The organism is Leptospira alstonii serovar Sichuan str. 79601, assembly GCF_000347175.1.
GTDB lineage: Bacteria > Spirochaetota > Leptospiria > Leptospirales > Leptospiraceae > Leptospira > Leptospira alstonii.
This window is the reverse complement of record NZ_ANIK01000003.1, coordinates 253966-270828: the sequence shown is the minus strand read 5'-3', so window position 1 is coordinate 270828 and position 16863 is coordinate 253966. Positions and strand designations below refer to the sequence as shown.

The window sequence follows — 16863 nt, the reverse complement described above, 5'->3', positions numbered from 1 at the left end:
ATTTTGTCGGGTTCTATTGTTAAAATAGTATATGAGTAAAGACGAATTTACTTCGATAGATATTATCCCGGGTTATCTGGGAGGAAAACCCTTTATCAGGGGAACTGGGGTGCGTGTTTCGGAAATATTGGATTTGCTGCTATCGGGAATATCCAGAAAAGGAATTTTGAGAGAATATCCCGGAATTTCCAACGATGACATCGATTCGGCCGTATCTTTTCTGGAAGCTAAATTAGAAATAGCAAGGCAGAATCAATATACGAATGAAAAGGTAAGTTGAGATCAATAGAGTTGTTTAAAAATTAATTCTCCATTTGTTTCTGTTTCATTGAAATGGACGATTGAAGTAGTGTTGTTAATGCGGTTATTGAATTTTTCAACAACTCTAATTAAGACGGCCTTCTCAGATCGATCTCAATCAAAACCCACAACCCGAATCAAACCGTTTTAAATTCCAACCTTGGAGGCACGAAAATAACGCGAGTTAGATTTATTGTCTTTCTCCGATGATCGGCCCGCCCACGAGTTGCATCATTCTTTCTTTGGTTAAAATCAAATCTTCTCGGTTATCGGTTGCCATCTCACCCGGTCCATCCAGATAAATCGCACCTTTCGGACAAGCCTCCTCACACAACCCGCAAAAAATACAACGCAATAAGTCGATTTCAAACTTCTTTGCGTACTTGTCTTCGGGATGAAGATGTTGAATCTCAGGAGTTACTTCCGCCGCTTCGATATAAATCGCGTCGGCAGGGCAAATCCACATACAACAGAAACAGCTTGTACATCTTTCGCGACCTTGTTCGTCCCGTTTCATCGTATGCATTCCACGAAAACGAGTGGAGTATTTTCTTTTTTTCTCCGGATATTCGATCGTGACCGTTCTTCTTAAAATCGCGGCCTTGATAAAATGTTTGAGTGTGATCCAAAGTCCTTTGCCGATGGAATAAAAATAAAATTTTTCGTACCAGGAAAGTTTATGACGACTTGCTACGTTTATTACGTTAACGGTTCCCAACGCCAACCTCCTTGGGAGAAGACGCGGATTCTTGAACCAGTTCCGCGAGTCTCCGGAAAACGGAGCCGGAATTCAACAATCCCTTCGGCGGTTCCATTGCCTTTTGAAAACTTTGGTTCAATCCGTTCTTATTCGTAAAGGAACCCGCTTGTTCCGCAAACGTTTGAATCGGAACCCCATAAGCTGCGTCGGAAATTCCCTGAGTTAAATTCGTATCCAACGATACAACGGTCGTATCGAAAGGAATAGAAGGTAGAAACTCCATTACGTTTTCCTTAATTACAAAAACCAAATCGATTTCTCCCGATTCGATCGACTTACGAATCGTTTCAATTCCTTGGGAAGAAACGAACCCGCTCTCCACGGCGCCTTTTGTATTGGGTCTTAAATCCGTAGTCATCAAAAAGTCTTTTTGTTCGGGCGTCTTGTATTGAACCGCGTCCACCCTTGCTTCCAGGATAACCGATTTTCCGAAAGACTCCACACTTTGTAGGATTGTTTTTAGATTTTCATTCGACTCGGTTGCACCGCCGAGAACCGCAATCTTCTTTGCGTTTAGGACCTTTTCCGCGATTGCAGACAATACGACCGCGCTTTCCGAAACGTTTCCGTTTCGATAATAAGCGAACAAACGATTTTCGTTCAACCAATCGATATCAAAACGTCCTTTATCGCAAAGAAAATACATATCCTTTTCTTCGTCGATTCGAGGCATATACCGATACATTTTGTTATCTCTTACGTTAGTCGTAATATTACAACCGGTACTACAACCGTGACAGATCGATTCCGCGTTTTTGTACCACCAGACTCTCGACTTGAATAAGGTCTTATTGTTGAGAAGAGCCCCAGTCGGACAAATGTCCGCAAGCGCTCCTTGAAAGTTATGTTGAATCGGTTCGTTTTTTGCAAGACCGATGATGGAATGATATCCTCTTTCAAAAAGACCGAGATTGGATTCCCCTACTATTTCTTCTTCGAAACGAACACAACGATAACATACGATACAACGATTATGATTGATGATCAGATTGGTGCCGATTTCTTCCTGAGGAACATTCCTTTTTTCTAATGTAAATCTGGAATTGCCGTTTCCTTCCTGGAAGGCATTGTCTTGGAGTTGGCATTCTCCGGCTTTATCGCAAACGGGACAATCCAACGGATGATTGGCTAAAAGAAACTCCATCGTTCCTTCCCGCGCCTCTTTGATCCGATCGTTTTTTGTAAAGATGGAAAGACCTTCCGTCACCTTTGTATTACAAGCCACCTGAAGTCTAGGAACTCCTTCGATTTCGATAAGGCACATTCTGCACATGCCCACGATGGAAAGTTTGGGGTGATAACAAAAAAAAGGAATATCGATTCCGACATCTTTAGCCGCCGATATGAGGTTCTTTTTTTCGTCCACCTCATACTCGATTCCGTCGATCTTGATTTTTACCATGGAATCATCCTATTGATAGTACCCGGTACCGGGAAACAATTCTATAGAAACGTACCATTATCATTCTGGCAACACGTTTCTATAGAATTGATCGTTTATCAATTTTTGTATTATGAACCTGTCTTAAAACCTAGCGTGGAAACTCCTACGTTTTTAAATGAACGCTAAATTTGATCTCTTCCGTACCGTTAATCGGAAAAACTTTAACCCTGACATCTGATCCCTATCCACTGACTCCTAAAATGTGGGAACTACCACGTTCCTTAGGACTTTCGGACCGCTTTCACTGGATTCGGATTTTAGATGAGTTTCAAAATTCGCATCCATTTTGAGATTGATTCTTAAAGTTCCAAGTTTTTGTAATAATCGGGAACGCGAGCCCACTTCCGAAACCACTGGGGATTAATCGCTCTTTGATAGAGATACGCGTCCACGAGAACCAAGTTAACCACGGCTTCGATGATCGGAACGGCCCTCGGAAGAACGCAAGGATCGTGACGGCCCTTTGCTTCCAGGACGGTTTCTTCTCCTTTGAGATTTACCGTATTCTGCTTTTTAAAAATCGTCGAGGTCGGTTTAAACGCGGCGCAGATTACCAGTTCTTCTCCGTTGGAAATTCCACCTTGGAGTCCGCCGGAATTGTTCGTCTTGGTTCTGACTTTTCCGGTTCCTTCTTCCGTATAAAATTCATCGTTATGCGAACTTCCCGTCAAAAGAGTTCCAGAAAACCCGGAGCCTACTTCAAATCCCTTACACGCGGGAATGGAAAGAACGGCCTTTGCCAAATCCCCGTCTAATTTATCGTAGACGGGATCGCCTAAACCGGGAGGAAGATTGTAGGACACGCATTTGATCGTTCCTCCGACGCTATCCCCCGCTTCTTTCATTTGAAGAATCAAGGAACGCATCTTTTCCGCGCTTGCGGCGTCCGGGCAACGAACTTCGTTTTGATCCACTTCTTCCCTTGACTTAGGATATTTTTCGCCGATCGTAGATGGAACGGTACCGATGGAATCTACCCAAGCTACGGTTTCGATTCCAAGATCGTCCTTGAGGATCATTCTCGCGATCGCAGCGGCAGCGACCCGACCGATCGTTTCTCTAACGGAAGATCGACCGCCTCCTACGTGAGCACGAAAGCCGTATTTCATTTGATACGTATAATCCGCATGAGAAGGTCTGAATGTGGTTCTTAAATTTTCGTAATCTTTGGAGATCGTGTTTTGGTTGTCCACGATCAAGGCAATCGGAGATCCGATCGTTTTTCCCTCAAAGACACCCGAAACCGCGCGAACCGTGTCGGTTTCGTCTCGAGGTGTGGTGAGATCGCTCTGCCCCGGTCTTCTCCGGTTTAAATCTTTTTGAATTTCTTCTAAACGAATGGGGATTCCCGCGGGAACTCCTTCGACAACAACTCCCACGGATGTTCCGTGAGATTCACCGAACGTACTGACTTTAAAAATTTTTCCCCAACTAGAAGGCATAATACCAAAAAAACAAGGGAAAGCTCAGGGATAAAGCGAGTTTCTAAAGGAATCCTTCGGTTTTGTCAGGCCACGGAACGAGGTGCGGTTCCTCTAAAACTTTGATCGACTTTCTCATAGAGATTCGGTTCCAATTCGGGATCGATTACATAAATTACCCTTCTCGGATCCATACTGTTGTTCAGATCGAAAACCGCCTTCCTTCTATCCTGACGAAAAGAATGAGGGTCATAACCTTCGATTTTTATCTTTCCTTTGTTGGTGATTACGGGTCGGATCGTTCCGATTCTTTCCAAAAGCGGTCTTGTTTGATGTCTGAAAATTTCTTTGATCACGCAGATTTCAAAGTGAACCTTTCTTTGGGAATCCATCGAAACGACTATGACGTAATCGCCCGGATTGAGAACACTTCTGTTCTCGCAAAGACTCAAACCCATTAGATCGAAAAAATCTCGGACGATCTTTTCATTGTAGGAAAAGAAACTATTGTTCAAAATCAACTTCATAGCCGTGAGAGAATCGTACGCAGGCCGCCATTCTTGATCGGAAGTGAGGGAAGCGAATTCCCCCGAAATCGAAATGATTCCGGGATCCTCGTCCGTATAAGTGTTGCTCAGTATACGATGAATTTGTTTTTGAATGTCTTCAATGAGAACGTGTTTCGTTTGATCATCCTTATATTTCCGGAGATACTCGGTTAATCTTCGGAGGATAATATTGTTGGAAGGATAATTGTTATTCAGACCTTCGCCGCGAAAGGTTCTGTGGCTGTTGAGTACGGCGGATTTGACTTCCGAATCGATTCCGCTTAAATTTCCGATCATGAGATAACTGATGATAGGATGGCTTTTGATATAATCGAATTCTTCGGGACGAAGATTGGAATGATTCGGCAGTTTCATTCTGGATTTGCCTATATCCACCATAAACGAAGCGAGCATAACGTTCAGTTGTTTTGCTTTTTGAATCTCGTTATCGGTCTTACTAAGAGCCTTCATCCCTCTTAGTTTCATCGCCATCGCAATCACGGTGCGTTTTGTCATCATCTCCGAATCCGTCTTGATTCCGCTCTGCCGCATAACTTCGATCACGTTTACAAGGCCGAGTTCCATATCCGAACTTGTCTTGAAGTCGGTAAGAATGTCGTCGATTCCCTTTTGAACCATACGAATATTATGATTACTTAAAGGAAAGTGTTTGAGTTCTTCCAAAAGATCGGAGGCTTCTCTCGCAAGAGCAAGCGTAAGATCGGCGTTTACGAGTTTCGTAAGCGAAACGTTCCTTCCGTGAACCGCATCGGGATTTTTCGGTTTAATAAATTTGTCTTTTTCCGATATAAGAAAGTAAATCCCTTGACTTGCGAATTTTTGAAGCCTCGTAACGTCCTCTTCGGATGCGTCCGACTTTTTGTGGATTAGGACCTGCCCGTTTTTATTATAAAAATTGACCGGTATTTCACTCTGACTGATAAAACTTCTGATCACCTCGGAATTGAATTCGAACTTTTCCAAGAGTTCCCTATTGACCGAATGCGAGTTATGAGTCGTATTAGAATTCATTTTGAGCTAAACCCTCGCGACTTGAAACGAACGTAAGTAGACGTAATTCTTAGGAACTCCTGCAAATTTCCTTCCCTATCGAGCGACCATAGAAGCGAGATAGCCGCAGCGAAGCGACGGCTCTTAGGGAAGCAAAGATGAGACAGGCTTTTTATCAAATACCGTCGGTCATTTTTCGAAAAAGAATCGTATAACATAAAATCCTTTAACAACGCCTTCTTGAAGATAATAAACAATCCGACTGGAAAAAAATTATTTATTGAACGTACATTCTAACTCAAAATCCGTTCGATTCAAAAATAATCAAAAAATTATTTCCAAAGAATTCGATTAGAAGTTCTATATAAGATGAATTATAACGTGAAAAAACTCGGCGATCTACGGTTTAAACGGAGTTTTTATGTAAACTGACCGTTATTTTTAGAAATCCTTCAGGCGCTTTCTTTGGGAATTTCGCCGGTTTGTTTGGTCAATTCTTCGTAAAGGCGGGCGTCCATCTTCGGATCCAAAACGTAGACGATTCTTCTCGGATCCTGATTTTTTTCGAGGTTGTAGACCGCTTTTCTTCGATCGAGTTTTAACGAAGAAATGTCGAATCCCGAAATCCTGAGTTTTCCCATATTGCTGAAATTCGGCCGAATGGTTCCGACTCTTTCCAGCATGGGGCGAATCTGGGTTTTATACATTTCCCGAATGATACAAATTTCGAAAAACACTTTTTGATTGGAATCCTGAGTAACTACGATTACGAAATCCCCTTCCCGAATAAACGGCTGGTTATTGCATAAGGAAAGGCCGATGTGATCGTAAAAGTCTCTCAGGGTCTTTTCATTATATGCAAAAAAACTGTTATTCAAAATCAGTTTCATCGCGACCAGAGGTTCGAACGCTTCCCTCCATTCCTGTTTTGTGGTCAAGGAAGCGAATTCTCCCGCAATGGAAATGACTCCGATATCCTCTATGGGTAGGTTGTTGGTGAGAATATTTCGTATTTGTTTTTGAATATCGCCGACTAAAACGGTCCTTTTCAGATCGTCCTTATATTTTTCCTTATAAAGATTAAGCTTATGAATGAGAGCCTTCGGTTGAGGATAATTATTGTTCATCCCTTCGCCTTTGTGAGGACGATGGTGATTGAGAACCAGGGTTTTGATGTTATCGTCCAATTCTGGAAGATTAGCGACCATAAGATAACTGATGATCGGATGATTTTTGATATATTCAAATTCTTCCGTTTTCAAATCCTTCTGAATCGGAATTTTCATCTGAGTATAACCGACATCCGCGAGATAGGAAGACATCATCAGATTCATCTGATCCAATTTTTTCTGTTCCATGTCGACTTTGGTAAAAGCTTTTCCCGCTCTCACCTTCATCGCCATCGCGATTACGGTGCGTTTGGTGAGTATTTCGGAATCCATCGGAACTCCGGCGCTACTCATAACCTCGATGATGTTGACCAACCCGTTTTCCATATCCGGCGTCGATTTAAAATCTTCTAATATTCCGTCGATGGATTTGTTGAGGTTTCTTACCTGACCTCCGTTGAGAGGGAATTTTTTTAATTCCGATAAGAAGCTGGAAGCGTTCTTTGCAAGATCGACAGTCAGTTCGGAGTTGACCAGTTTCGCAAAACTGACGTCTCGGCCGTTTACGTTATTCGGTCCGGAATCCGATTTTCCACCGGCAATTTTTTCAAATTCGGATTTTAGAAAGTAGATCCCCTGACTTTCAAATCTTAATAATTTTGTAATGTCTTCTCCGTCCGCATTTTCCTTTTTATGAATAAGAATTTGCCCGTTTCTATTATAGAAATCAACGGGAATGACGCTGTTGATTTTAAAGTGTTGGATGATCTCTTCAGTAAAGTCGAATTTCTGTAAGTCTTTTTGGGCGTCCATGAGAATAATCTTAAATAGTGAAATTTGCTTTTGGGATATGGATATGCGAGCTAACGCTAATTAAAAATAACCGTTCAAGAATTCCATTTTTAATCCATGAAAAGGCGGGAATAAACCGTTTGCACCGAATATTTTTTATAAGGGACGAAAAAAAATATTTTACCGATTATCTCCAGGAAGAATTCAAACTGATTTCGAGTATATTTCGACTTACGCGATCTTCTAAGGAAGAACCTGCAAAACCTCCCCCTTTTGTATCGGAAAGTATAAACGTATCTTGAGCCCGATTTCCGGTTCGATCCGTCCGAATTGTAGCCGAATAAATGTTAATTCCGTTTTCTTTGAGAACTCCGGTAACAAAGTAAAGAAGACCTTTTCTATCGGGAGCTTCGAGGAAAAATTTGGTTTTAGCGCCCGATTCTATATCTTCAAATTCCAACTTGGAATCGGCGCCGAGGTGATAGGTATTTCTGAGATCGATCTCGCTTGAGTGATGAATGATTTCTTCCAAAGCGAAATCGTCCGTAAATACGGAAGACATGAGAACTCCCAATTTAGAAGCCTTGATTTTAGTATCCGTTTCATCCGATCTTAGCGTAAAAATATCGTAACTATAAGGCTGGCCTTCCTCTTCTATCGTTTCAATGTCGCCGGAAACGATTTCCCATCCCATAAAGAACATCGCTTTCACCATTTTATGAAGAGTACCCGGAGCCGTTTCGGATGTTTTTAACGTAACCGTATAGAATCCGTCGTTTTCTTTATAGTGAAAATGAATCATTCTATAGACCTGGGTACAAAGATAATGCCCGTTTCAAAAAAAACGACTCTTTTCCGGACGTATTCTGTCTCTTATCCGGTGAAAAATTCTTGCCTCGGGGTTTCCGGGAAAAACAGTCAAAGTAGAGTGGAAATGAAAGATATCTGCCGAAAATAAAAGGAGATACTTCCCAAAACGGTATGAAAAGACCCCTCGAATACAATCCGGATCTAATCCAAAAGTCGGAACCTTTGCCTCTTGAAAAAGAAAAAGGCACCGCTAAAAAATGGAAAGCCCCGAATCCGAAAAAAGAAAAGCCGGACTCGGAAGGCGCACCCGGCCTTTTGATTTTCGGGTTATTCCGATTTGTTAAAAAATACAAGGGGAGAATTTTCGTCATCATCGGACTTCTTTGTTTCGAAATCGGATTTTATGCGAGTATCCCTTTCAGTTTTAAATACTTAATCGACGAAGCCCTCATCAATCGAAATCAAAGCGCACTCTATTGGATCGGAGCTTACCTCGCAATCGGAACGGTCACATTTGCTATCCTTGGAACCGTAAGGGATTATCTTTATAACTGGGCTTCCGCAAGAATCATCCAAGACCTTCGATTGCAGATGTACGAACATTTGGATCGATTGAGTTTGGATTTTTTTTCCAACAATAAGTTGGGAGACATTCTTTCCCGATTTTTCAACGACCTCGCGGCATTGGAACACGCGCTTTTAGCGTTTATTCCTTGGGGACTCGGTCCTATATTGGAAGCGGTTTTCGGAACCATTCTACTTTTTTTATTGGATTGGAAGTTGGCCTTGATCGCATTGTTGATCTGGCCGATCAGTTTTTTAGGTCCGGGATTTTTATCCAGAAAGTCCACGGAAATCAGTTATGCAAGAAAATTAGAAGAAGCTCAAGTACTCAGCCTCGTGGAAGAATCCATCTCCGCGCAGAATTTGATCCGGGCTTACGATCTAAACGACTACTTCTTCAGTCGATTTAAAAACAATTGTGAAAAACTGTTTCAAGTTTCTCTACGGCTCGGACTGACAAACTCCTATTTGGAGCGTTCCGCAGGTTCGGGAATTCTTTTACTTCAAGGGATCCTTTTGCTCGTGGGGACCGTATTCGCATATAATAATACTCTAAGCATAGGAACGTTAGCCGCGTTTCTGCCGCCGTTCTTAAATTTAAGTTATTCCTTATTGTATCTTTCCCAATATTTACCGGCGCTGAATCACGCAAGCGGCTCGGCAAAACGAATCTTAGAATTGTTACGCGCTCCCGTTTTTGAATCCGATCCGGAAGAATTTTCGATTCCCGAATTGAAAGTGGCCATTCATTTCGAGAACGTTCATTTTCGATACAAAGGAAGATCGAAAAACCTAAGCGACATCACTCTCACCATTCCCAAAGGAAGTTATACGGCTATCGTAGGCGGTTCCGGAGTCGGTAAAAGTACTTTCATCAAACTTCTTTTGGGAATGGTTCAACCGAGCGAGGGAAAAATTCTTTTCGACGGTATGGATCTAAATTCCTTATCCAGAAGTTCCGTTCGATCTTTAGTCGGGGTTGTATTTCAAGAAACCTTTCTTTTTAACACTACGATTTTTGAAAACATCCGGATCGGCAAACCGAGCGTGACTCTGGAAGAAGTGATCGAAGCCGCAAAAAGGGCCGAGATTCACGAGACGATTCTTTCCTTGCCTATGGGTTACGAAACGAACGCAGGGGATCGAGGAACCAAACTTTCCGGCGGCGAAAGACAAAGAATCGCGATCGCAAGAGCCTTTTTAAGAAATCCTCAGATTCTCCTTTTGGACGAAGCGACTTCTTCCTTGGATCCGGTAACGGAAGCGAGAATCATGAAAACCCTTTCTTTATTGAGAGAGGGAAGAACGGTGATCTCGGTCACACATAGACTTTCCACGATTCGGGAAGCGGATCAGGTTTTTCAAATGCGCAACGGAAAACTGGAAAGTTTTTCGGTTCCCGAACCCGAACAACAAGCAATGGTCCTGTAAGAATTCCTTTTCTTACTTGCAATTTTTTTCCCGGCTAAATTACATTTCTTCCAATGCTTTTAGTACCCACATACATCGCCGATTCTCCGATCGGCGGTTTCGGTCTTTTTGCCGGCCGAGATATTCAAAAAGGCGAATTGATTTGGAAATACAATCCTAAAACGGTCTGGGTTTTAACCGATCAAGAATTGAATTCTCTTCCGACATCCGTTCAGGAAATGTTTCGCACTTATTCCTATCAAACCGACGGAAAATGGTTCTACTGTTCGGACAATTCCAAGTTTATGAATCACAGCGACGATCCGAATACGAAAGAGGATTTTACGAGCGATCGAACGAATCCGATGGGACAGGATAGTGCGACAAGATTGATTCGAAAAGGAGAAGAGCTTACGTGCGACTATAAACTCTTCGACGATAACTGGAAAATAAAACTCGGTTCAACCTCTTGAAGCTTTGATTTGTTCTTTGAGTTGAACCGCGGCGAGAGCGTAACCTCCGTCCGCAGAATCCACGAAATGAACCTCTCTCACCGAACCTTCGTGTAGGGCGCAAGTCATCAAAGCCCTATCGGAAACGTGATATCCGTAAAAAAGTTTTCCTTGTCGATAAAGGTCGTCCAAAAATTTCAGAAACGATTCTCTGGAATCGGAATCGCAAGCGACGACCATCTTTAAAGTTCCGTCATATTTTCTAAAATCGGAAGCGATCACTTGCGACTTTCTTAATTCTCTCAGTTCCGCCCCGTTCACTTTCGGACCGAATTTCCATTGTGAATTGATGGCAAAGTTAACCGCAATTCCTTCGATTTTGATCTTAAGCCTTCTCAAAAAGAAAAAAAATCCTTTTCCACTTCCGGAATGAATAGTCGCTTCTTTACGAGGATACTTTCCGGACAAATCCACTTTGATTTTTTCTTCCTTGAGAGGATGGATTTCCACGTCGTTCCCCAGGAGAACACCGATTTGATCCAAAACAACTTTCAACAATGCCTGATCGGAAGCGGCGCTCGGAGAATTCATCTTAACGATAAACGAAACCGTTTCTCCCCGGTGACTCGGAATATCCTGCCAACGACAAGTAAATCCAGTAAAATCCGGTTTGATCTTGGTCTTATGCGTTAAAGGAATGATATAAGGATTTGCGGAATCCTCGTTTTTAACGAGACTTTCCGCGACATCCAAAGCGTTTCCCGTTAAGATCGCCTGATTATAAAAATCAGAAATCTTTAATTTACAAAGTTTTAATTCTTTTCCGATTCTTTTCAACTCGCCTACGTTTACGATTCCCGCTCTGAGTTTTAATCCGAAACTGCTTTTCACCAATTCTCGGACCGAAAATAAAATATCCTTCACTCCGGAGAGAACGTTATCCGGAAGCAACAACGTCATTCCGTCTCCTCCGAATAAAAACGGATAATCCATATCTCTCATAAGATTCGAAACGGCCATCGCCGTGATACAACCCGCAATATTTACGTCCTTGTAATGTCCGTTTCGAATCGCGTCCGTCGAATTCACCACGTCCGTAATGATAAGATTCCAATCGTCGGGAACGGTAAAATAATTGGAAGGTTCGATGATATCCGTAAAGGACGAAAGCGTCGGTAGGTATTTATAAAAGTTCTGAGTGTTTAACGTGGATTTTTGATCGGCGGTTTGAATCATGTTTTTCACCTAATAACGATTATATTTTATTCCCCTAAGGGAATCTGAGAACTTTAAACTTTCTAATCTACAATCTTCTCAAAATTCTTTTTATAAAAAATCATCCGAAGATATATTAGACTACTTAAGAGATACATCTTTATTCGAAGCGCGAAATCAGAGTCGAATTTAAAGATCCCGAAACGAACGATTGCTATAATTGGAAGTTTTGAAAATTTTTACACGTATTTTTTATAGATTATTCGAAAAGCGAAATCTTCCACCACAAAAAGACGCAAGGCTGGAAATTGAAACGAAATCGGAAATGGATCGTGTTGGCACCTTTCCGCCTTTTTACAAGCCGATCGAAAATTAGTAATCGATTTTGAGATCCTTGATTTTTTTATCCAAAGTGTTTCGATTGATCCCTAAAAATTTGGCGACTCTTGTCTTCGTGTATTTGAACTTTTTCATTGCGTATTTAATCAAACGAGCTTCCACCTCGCCTACGACAACTTCAATAGCCCTTCCATCCAAAGCGTCCAAATTGGAGGAAGCGAATCTGGAACTGGCGATTTCCACGGATCCTTCCGAATCGCCCGTTTCAGGATCGAAGTCATGATCTCCGTAGAGAAGACGCCCGCTGATTTCGGAGAAGTCTTGGATATCCAACATTTCCAACTGTGAAAGAACGACCGCGCGTTCGATAACGTTTTCGAGTTCTCGGACGTTTCCGGGCCAATTGTAATTCATCAAAAGTTTATGTGCTTCTCTTGTGACTCCGGTAATTTTTTTACCGTTTTCTTCCGCATACTTTGCGATGAAGTGATTGATCAAAAGCGGAATATCGTCCGCTCTTTCACGAAGAGGAGGAGTGACCATATTAACGACGTTGAGTCTATAGAAAAGATCCGGTCTGAATTTTTTCTCGGAGATCAGTTTTTCCAAATCGGCATTGGTCGCCGCGATAATTCTCACATCGATTTTTTTCGGTTTAACGGAACCGACCGCTTCGATCTCTTTTTCTTGAAGGACTCTTAAGAGTTTGGATTGTAAATTGAGATCCATCTCGCCGATCTCGTCTAAAAAGATCGTTCCCGTATCGGCCATCTCAAATTTTCCTTTTTTATCCGAAACCGCTCCGGTAAAGGAACCTTTCTTATGACCGAACAGTTCGCTTTCGAGCAGATTTTCGGGAATCGCCGCACAGTTGATTTTAATAAACGGCTTATCCGCACGGGAAGAATTGTAATGAATCGCGGATGCGATCATTTCCTTACCGGTTCCGGATTCTCCCGTAATCAAAACGGAAGCGCGCGAATCCGAAACGAGATGGATCATCTCGAAAAGTTTTTCCATCGGTTTGGATTTGCCGATCAAAGAGCCGAACTTATATTTGTTCTTTAATTCTCTTTTAAGGAGAACGTTCTCTCTCGATATCTCCCTTTTTTCCTCGTCGATCAGTTTTTGAATTCGAATCGCCTGATAGACGACGGAAGCGACTACTTGCAAAAAGTCTAAATAAGTTTTTAAATCGATGTATTTCTTATGAACGAAATAAACGCTGACCACACCCAAAACGTCCGTATCGGACTTGATCGGAGCCGCAAGAAAACTAACGTTCTCGGGATTATTCTTAAAATGAGCGGCGTTGCCCACGCGGTTCACAAAGTTTTCGTCGTTTGCGATCGATTCCACGATAATCGGCTCTCCCGTTTCAAAAACTTTTCCGGTAACTCCTTCTCCGGGAAGATAAACCCCTTTTTCCATTTCTTCTGCGGTTAAACCAGAAGCTGCTTCGAGTTTCAAAATCGCTTTTTCCGCTTCGAAAAGGACGATACTTCCCCGCTCTAAGTTTAGTGATTTTTCCAAACGATCCATGATATCTTCGAAAATTTCCTGAAGAACCAAAGTGGAAGTAACGGTTCTGGAAATGTCGATCAACACCTGTTGGATTTTATTTTTTTGTTCGAGTTGTCTAAAAATTTGTAAGTTCTTAAAAATCTGCGCAGCCTGATTGGCAAGGGTTGAGATGATTTCCAGGTGTTCTTCGTTGAAAGCGCCTTTACGACTCGAATCCAAGGAGATCACACCGATCACCACGTCCTCGACGATCATCGGAACCGCAAGCTCCGACATAATATCGTCCTTTATGGAAATGTAATGTGGATTGGCGGTAACGTCGCTGACGATCATACCTTCGCCGGACGCCGCAACAATCCCGGTAATTCCTTCTCCGACTTTCAATTTCACCTTGGTTCGGACGGAAGGATTCATACCTCGGAAAGTCACGATGTCCAAGACGTTTTCTTTTTCATTGATCAACATGAGAGAACCCGAACCGACTTCGCAAATCTGAATACAACGTTCTAAAATCAAATCCAGAAGCTTATCCGGATCCAAAGTAGAGTTCATAGCAGTTGCAACTTCTTGTATAGATCTTAAGGGACTTGGCTTCACATATCCTGACATGCTTAAAATTTTTGCGATTTGATAACTTTAAGGTCAATCGAATTTTTATTTTTCGCTTATTTATAAAGCTATTTTTTTAAAAATGCTAATAAATATTTATGACTCGACTGAGTTTGATTCAATTTCAAGGAAATTCGCCCTTCATCTGACCTAGTACGTGGGAACTCCCGCAATTTTAAACGAACGATAAAACCCGGATCTCTTACCTGCCTTAATGGATAAAACGGAAAAATTTTAACTCTGAACCCTAACCACTGACTCCTAGTACGTGGGAACTCCTACAATCTTGAATCGAACGGAAAAACACTGGTTTTTTTATGTATCATTACGAGTAAAATTGGAGAATAGAATGTATTTAAAAGTCGTCTTAGGCTTACCCGCCGATTCCTAAAACGCATAACCAACCCCACAAGTTTAACTTTGAGTCAGCAATTTAAACATAAATCCCACATCTATAATTCTCGTTCATCCTTTGAAGATTGTGAGCGGACCGGGCAGTTTAAATCGAAAACCAAGAATAGATGAAACGATATAACTCTTGCAGCAATCCGAAGAATCCGTTAAACCTGCATTAGCCAATTCCAATGAGAGATAAAATCTCAGAATCCACCCAAAAGATATTTGATACTGTCTGGGAAAGAATCACTCCTTTTCACGAAATGATCTTATCTCGTCCGGGAGTTCTTTCCTATTCCGGCGGAAAAGATTCTTCCCTTTTAATTCATTTTTACTTTTGGCTTTGGATCGAAAAAAAAATTCCCGCGCCTTATATCTATCATCTCGATCATTCGATTCGATTCAACTTGGAGGAGGAAAAAAAAATTCTCAATTATGCGGAAAGTATGTTTCCGTTCCCGAAATTATTCAAAAAAAAAAATATTCCGCTCCTATCCCGAAAGTTAGGTAAAACACTCGAAGAAACCGGAAGGATTTTTCGATATAAGGATCTGGAGAAAATTTCGACTCGATACGAAGGTTATATCGTTACCGGACATCATTCAGACGATTACCTTGAAACCGTTCTTCTCAATTTGATTCGAGGAGGCGGTTGGAATTCCTTACGTACCCTAGGTTGGTATGAAAAAAATCGGTTTAGACCTCTTTTCGCTTTTCAGAAGAACGAAATCAAGACGATCTTACAATCCGAGTTTTGGCCGGTTTTCGAAGACGAATCCAATCAAAGTAACGAATACCTTAGAAATCGAATTCGAAATTATATTACACCTTTATTATTAAGGGAAGGAGCGGACCCGGATAGAATTTATAAAAACTTTCATCGGATGGAAAAGCCCTCGTCTAAAATTATTCCTAAAGACGTTTTGCTGCGTAAGTTTCCCTCTTTTTTGAAAATCGACGTCTGGGTTCTGAATGACCTCTCTCAAAGGGAGAGAAAATTCCTGATAGACCGTTATCTGCGGTCTTTAAGTTTACATCCGATCACTCGAAATTTTTTTCAGGATATTACGGATTGTTTGGAAAGGGAAAATTCTTTCGGCCTTGAAAATAAAGAAGTGTGGTTTTGGAAATCGACTTCTTCCGATCTTTATCTGATTCCTAAAAATTCTTCTTGTCTGAAAAAATTCAGATTCGAACCGAAAGAGATGATTCTCAAATGGAACGGAAATCAAAAAAAAATTCCTTCCGGTTTGATTCCGGATTTATGCCCTCCCGGTGCCAAAATTCGCAAAAACGGGATGAGTATAGAAATTTCCGAAATCTTCCGGCAAAAAGAGATTCCGGTCCCGGTTAGAAAAATGCTACCCATACTTTATAGGGAAGGGAAAGTTGATGTGATTTGTCTGAGTCTTTGGGATCCGAGGATAGGGGACATTGCAGCTGACGGAAGTTGAAAATTTTACCTGACTTTCAGGAGCCCGGAATATGAACGAGGATCCTCAAAAAAAGGACGAGCCATTCTTCAAGGACGTTGAGTTCAAAGCATCTTATGGAGATGCGAACCAGATCCCTTCCCAAGGGATGCCTCAAATTGCATTTGCAGGTCGTTCCAACGCAGGTAAGTCTTCTCTACTCAACGCGATCCTCGAAAGAAAATCTCTCGCAAAAGTCTCTTCAACACCCGGAAAAACGAAACTACTCAATTTCTTTTTCGTAAATCGTTCTATCTATCTGGTGGATTTACCTGGTTTCGGTTATTCCGCAAATTCCCATAAAGACCACGAAGCGATGATGGGTCTCCTTATGGATTACTTAAATCTTGCAAAAGATTTGAAATGTCTTTTCTTAGTCTGCGATTCTCAGAGAGAACTTCCGGAAGAAGAACTGGAATTGATCGGAACCTGTTTTGAAAGAAATATAAAACCGGTTTTGGTAAGAACAAAAATCGACAAACTCAATCAAAGCGATCTTTCCAAACTGAGAAAAAAAATGAAAAATATTCACGAGCTATACCCCATGTTGGAGACCGTTCTTGTTTCAAATAAATCAGGAAAGGGTCTGCCGGAGCTCAGAAAGATCGTGGATTCGTTAATCAATACGGTTAGAACGCCGATGAAAAATAATGATACGGAAAAAATCGAAGAAATTTCTTGAAAAAA

Annotated in this window: 12 protein-coding genes and 1 pseudogene; 5 read left to right on the top strand and 8 right to left on the bottom strand. The window is 41.6% G+C overall.

Annotation, left to right across the window (positions count from 1 at the left end; genetic code table 11):
* Nucleotides 1-31: 31 nt before the first annotated feature.
* Complete coding sequence (locus tag LEP1GSC194_RS01555) at nt 32-280, top strand: DUF433 domain-containing protein (protein ID WP_036040553.1); 249 nt, start codon at nt 32-34, stop codon at nt 278-280.
* A 210-nt stretch (nt 281-490) separates the two neighbouring features.
* On the opposite strand, the gene LEP1GSC194_RS01550 is transcribed toward LEP1GSC194_RS01555, so the two are convergent.
* The 6 genes from LEP1GSC194_RS01550 to LEP1GSC194_RS01525 form a co-directional block, all read right to left on the bottom strand.
* Nucleotides 491-1018, bottom strand: a complete 528-nt coding sequence (locus tag LEP1GSC194_RS01550; RefSeq protein ID WP_020771920.1) for a NuoI/complex I 23 kDa subunit family protein — start codon at nt 1016-1018, stop codon at nt 491-493.
* Nucleotides 1005-2462, bottom strand: coding sequence for a 2Fe-2S iron-sulfur cluster-binding protein (locus tag LEP1GSC194_RS01545; protein WP_020771871.1), 1458 nt, complete (start codon nt 2460-2462; stop codon nt 1005-1007). The genes LEP1GSC194_RS01550 and LEP1GSC194_RS01545 overlap by 14 nt, the downstream gene beginning before the upstream one ends.
* A gap of 341 nt (nt 2463-2803) precedes the next feature.
* Nucleotides 2804-3946 carry a chorismate synthase gene (gene aroC / locus LEP1GSC194_RS01540; RefSeq protein WP_020771737.1) on the bottom strand — a complete coding sequence of 381 codons (1143 nt, stop codon included), beginning with the start codon at nt 3944-3946 and terminating at the stop codon, nt 2804-2806.
* A 65-nt stretch (nt 3947-4011) separates the two neighbouring features.
* Nucleotides 4012-5505 carry an HD-GYP domain-containing protein gene (locus LEP1GSC194_RS01535; protein ID WP_020771945.1) on the bottom strand — a complete coding sequence of 498 codons (1494 nt, stop codon included), beginning with the start codon at nt 5503-5505 and terminating at the stop codon, nt 4012-4014.
* A 431-nt stretch (nt 5506-5936) separates the two neighbouring features.
* Nucleotides 5937-7406, bottom strand: a complete 1470-nt coding sequence (locus LEP1GSC194_RS01530; protein WP_020771983.1) for an HD-GYP domain-containing protein — start codon at nt 7404-7406, stop codon at nt 5937-5939.
* Between the two features lie 166 nt (nt 7407-7572).
* Nucleotides 7573-8187: an ACT domain-containing protein gene (locus tag LEP1GSC194_RS01525; RefSeq protein WP_020771913.1), complete on the bottom strand. Its 615-nt coding sequence runs from the start codon at nt 8185-8187 to the stop codon at nt 7573-7575.
* Nucleotides 8188-8366: 179 nt separating this feature from the next.
* Here LEP1GSC194_RS01525 and LEP1GSC194_RS01520 point away from each other — a divergent pair, with 179 nt between their 5' ends.
* Nucleotides 8367-10190, top strand: a complete 1824-nt coding sequence (locus tag LEP1GSC194_RS01520; protein ID WP_020771820.1) for an ABC transporter ATP-binding protein — start codon at nt 8367-8369, stop codon at nt 10188-10190.
* A gap of 53 nt (nt 10191-10243) precedes the next feature.
* A complete protein-coding gene (locus tag LEP1GSC194_RS01515) occupies nt 10244-10642 on the top strand; it encodes an SET domain-containing protein (protein WP_020771916.1) in 399 nt (132 codons plus the stop codon).
* On the opposite strand, the gene LEP1GSC194_RS01510 is transcribed toward LEP1GSC194_RS01515, so the two are convergent.
* Complete coding sequence (locus tag LEP1GSC194_RS01510; protein WP_020771974.1) at nt 10631-11857, bottom strand: DUF3095 domain-containing protein; 1227 nt, start codon at nt 11855-11857, stop codon at nt 10631-10633. The two genes, LEP1GSC194_RS01515 and LEP1GSC194_RS01510, sit on opposite strands and share 12 nt — an antisense overlap.
* Before the next feature lie 351 nt (nt 11858-12208).
* The gene (locus LEP1GSC194_RS01505) at nt 12209-14251 is read right to left on the bottom strand and encodes a sigma-54-dependent Fis family transcriptional regulator (protein WP_020771836.1); all 2043 of its coding nucleotides are present in this window, start codon (nt 14249-14251) and stop codon (nt 12209-12211) included.
* Nucleotides 14252-14892: 641 nt separating this feature from the next.
* On the opposite strand from LEP1GSC194_RS01505, the pseudogene tilS reads away from it, so the two are divergent.
* Together tilS and yihA are read left to right on the top strand one after the other, a co-directional pair.
* Nucleotides 14893-16193: pseudogene (gene tilS, locus LEP1GSC194_RS01500) on the top strand (tRNA lysidine(34) synthetase TilS).
* On the top strand, nt 16190-16858 hold the full coding sequence (yihA, locus tag LEP1GSC194_RS01495; RefSeq protein WP_017809654.1) for a ribosome biogenesis GTP-binding protein YihA/YsxC: 669 nt from the start codon (nt 16190-16192) through the stop codon (nt 16856-16858). The pseudogene tilS and the gene yihA overlap by 4 nt, the downstream one beginning before the upstream one ends.
* Nucleotides 16859-16863 lie beyond the last annotated feature (5 nt).

Excerpts from the sequence above, each read along its gene's own strand:
- aroC (WP_020771737.1), bottom strand. The coding sequence starts at position 3,946 with ATGCCTTCTAGTTGGGGAAAAATTTTTAAAGTCAGTACGTTCGGTGAA.
- LEP1GSC194_RS01505 (WP_020771836.1), bottom strand. The coding sequence starts at position 14,251 with ATGAACTCTACTTTGGATCCGGATAAGCTTCTGGATTTGATTTTAGAA.
- LEP1GSC194_RS01545 (WP_020771871.1), bottom strand. The coding sequence starts at position 2,462 with ATGGTAAAAATCAAGATCGACGGAATCGAGTATGAGGTGGACGAAAAA.
- LEP1GSC194_RS01530 (WP_020771983.1), bottom strand. The coding sequence starts at position 7,406 with ATGGACGCCCAAAAAGACTTACAGAAATTCGACTTTACTGAAGAGATC.
- LEP1GSC194_RS01535 (WP_020771945.1), bottom strand. The coding sequence starts at position 5,505 with ATGAATTCTAATACGACTCATAACTCGCATTCGGTCAATAGGGAACTC.
- yihA (WP_017809654.1), top strand. The coding sequence starts at position 16,190 with ATGAACGAGGATCCTCAAAAAAAGGACGAGCCATTCTTCAAGGACGTT.
- LEP1GSC194_RS01510 (WP_020771974.1), bottom strand. The coding sequence starts at position 11,857 with ATGATTCAAACCGCCGATCAAAAATCCACGTTAAACACTCAGAACTTT.
- LEP1GSC194_RS01555 (WP_036040553.1), top strand. The coding sequence starts at position 32 with ATGAGTAAAGACGAATTTACTTCGATAGATATTATCCCGGGTTATCTG.
- LEP1GSC194_RS01520 (WP_020771820.1), top strand. The coding sequence starts at position 8,367 with ATGAAAAGACCCCTCGAATACAATCCGGATCTAATCCAAAAGTCGGAA.
- LEP1GSC194_RS01515 (WP_020771916.1), top strand. The coding sequence starts at position 10,244 with ATGCTTTTAGTACCCACATACATCGCCGATTCTCCGATCGGCGGTTTC.
- LEP1GSC194_RS01525 (WP_020771913.1), bottom strand. The coding sequence starts at position 8,187 with ATGATTCATTTTCACTATAAAGAAAACGACGGATTCTATACGGTTACG.